This window comes from Phyllobacterium sp. P5_D12, assembly GCF_054049495.1.
In genome coordinates this window covers 1-1,685 of record NZ_JBFUMG010000757.1, presented here as the reverse complement: position 1 = coordinate 1,685, position 1,685 = coordinate 1, and the positions used below count along the sequence as shown (strand labels likewise).

The following is a 1,685-nucleotide window of genomic DNA, read 5'->3' as shown; positions in this document are numbered from 1 at the left end:
ACTGAGCATGAAGCCGGCAAGCTTGACCCGGTCGTTCTGAAGCTCATTAAAGACGCCGATCTCGTCGTCTATGACTGCACTTACACAGAAGACGAGATGCCGCGGCGTTTCGGCTATGGCCACTCGACGTGGCAGCATGGCGTCCTCTTAGCGGAGGCAGCGAAGATCGGCAGACTGGCGTTGTTTCATCACGCGCCCGATCGCACGGATGACGAACTCGACGAATTCGAGCGCTTGGCAAAAGAACGCTTTACCGGCGCCTTTGCCGCGCGGGATTTTCAGGTGATCGATCTTTAGAGCAATTCCCGCAGCGAAACCCAGTGACCAGCGGGCGTTGCCGCCACCACTGCGAACAATCTCCGCAAAAAGTCCCAAGCCGAATCATCATGCACAAGGTGGTGCGTCAGGATGCCGATAGGCTCATCGTTGCTCCCGAAGCGTAGCTGCAACTCCTTGACGATCGCTTCAACCAATTGCCCATGATCCCGGCAGCCTCGCGTTCCGTGCCAGTCCATCAAATCAACATGCGCGTTGATGATCGGAAGGACAGCCGTGAACTTCTCGTTTGGCGGACCGAAAACCGATAGTGCCTTAAAATCGAGATTTGGTAATTCATTCAGTAGCAGCGGATCGATCCGGTTCCACGGCGGCACCAACACCGGTACGAAGCGGTCGGGAAACAGCTTTTCAAGCAGTCTATACCCTTCACCTAGTTCCGCCGACATCACATTCAGCGCTCGATGCGGTCCTAGCTCCTGCTTTTTCTCGTTTGCCGATGCGTGATTTTCGTGCGACCAGCCATGCACCGCGACATTCACACTGACTTCGCACGCCAATCGTCGGGCAAGCTGCTCTTTCACATATGCAGGGATTACTGCGAGCGTCAGCGGGACTTGGTACTCTTCGCGCGACACCAGAAGTCGTTCCAACGCAGCGGTTGGCTCGACCGCATCATCGTCGCKCAGCCAAAATCGGGCAATGCGATTGGCTTTTGTCCAGCGCGCAAGCTCCTCTCGCAATGGCTGCCATGCGGCTTCATCCATCATGCACCATATATTCCCGCAATAGCTGGTCCAGCCGCTTTGACGCAATCTCAAGCGATCGCTCTTCCATTACAAAACGTCGTCCCGCCCGCCCCATGGAAAGGCGGCGATCCTCATTGTCAATCATCTGCACAATGGCATCGGCAAAGATCCTTGTATCTCCAGCCGTCGTCAACAAACCCGTCACACCGTCCTTGACCACCTCGGGCACACCCGCGGTCTTCTGTGCCACGACCGGCAATCCCGCCGCCTGCGCTTCCAGATAGGCGATGCCGTAGGCTTCGCCTGTCCCCGGCCAGACAAAGGTGCCACCACGATAAAGCAAATCCACAACCTCCCCTGCCCGTTTTTGGCCAAGCCATTCGATGCGTTCGGCGCCAAACTCCGCAAACATAGTCTTCACTGCCTCGCGTTCCGGGCCATCACCTATAACGCTCAGTTTCCAGGGCTTCTCCCCGAGCAAGGTCATTGCCTCGGCGAGCATTCTATAGCTTTCGAGCTTGTCGCCCGCCCGCATCATCGCGATCGTCACCAGCCGATGCGGKTCATTCGCTGCGGGTTCATCACGAAACGCCGATGCATCGATAAAAGGCTGCAGCCGCGCTAACCGCGCCTCGGGAATATGTCCGGCCAGTCCGATCT

General features: G+C 57.1%; 2 protein-coding genes and 1 pseudogene. 1 reads left to right on the top strand and 2 read right to left on the bottom strand.

Annotated elements, in window-relative coordinates:
* Positions 1 to 297, top strand: a pseudogene (locus ACXJ5O_RS26115) (MBL fold metallo-hydrolase); the annotation flags it as partial.
* Here the strand turns inward: ACXJ5O_RS26115 and ACXJ5O_RS26110 are convergent.
* Both ACXJ5O_RS26110 and ACXJ5O_RS26105 read right to left on the bottom strand, forming a co-directional pair.
* A complete protein-coding gene (locus ACXJ5O_RS26110) occupies positions 294 to 1,046 on the bottom strand; it encodes a polysaccharide deacetylase family protein (protein WP_457302446.1) in 753 nt (250 codons plus the stop codon). The pseudogene ACXJ5O_RS26115 and the gene ACXJ5O_RS26110 sit on opposite strands and share 4 nt — an antisense overlap.
* The coding region (locus ACXJ5O_RS26105; protein ID WP_457302445.1) for a glycosyltransferase at positions 1,036 to 1,685 on the bottom strand (650 nt) is incomplete at its 5' end. The genes ACXJ5O_RS26105 and ACXJ5O_RS26110, both read right to left, overlap by 11 nt.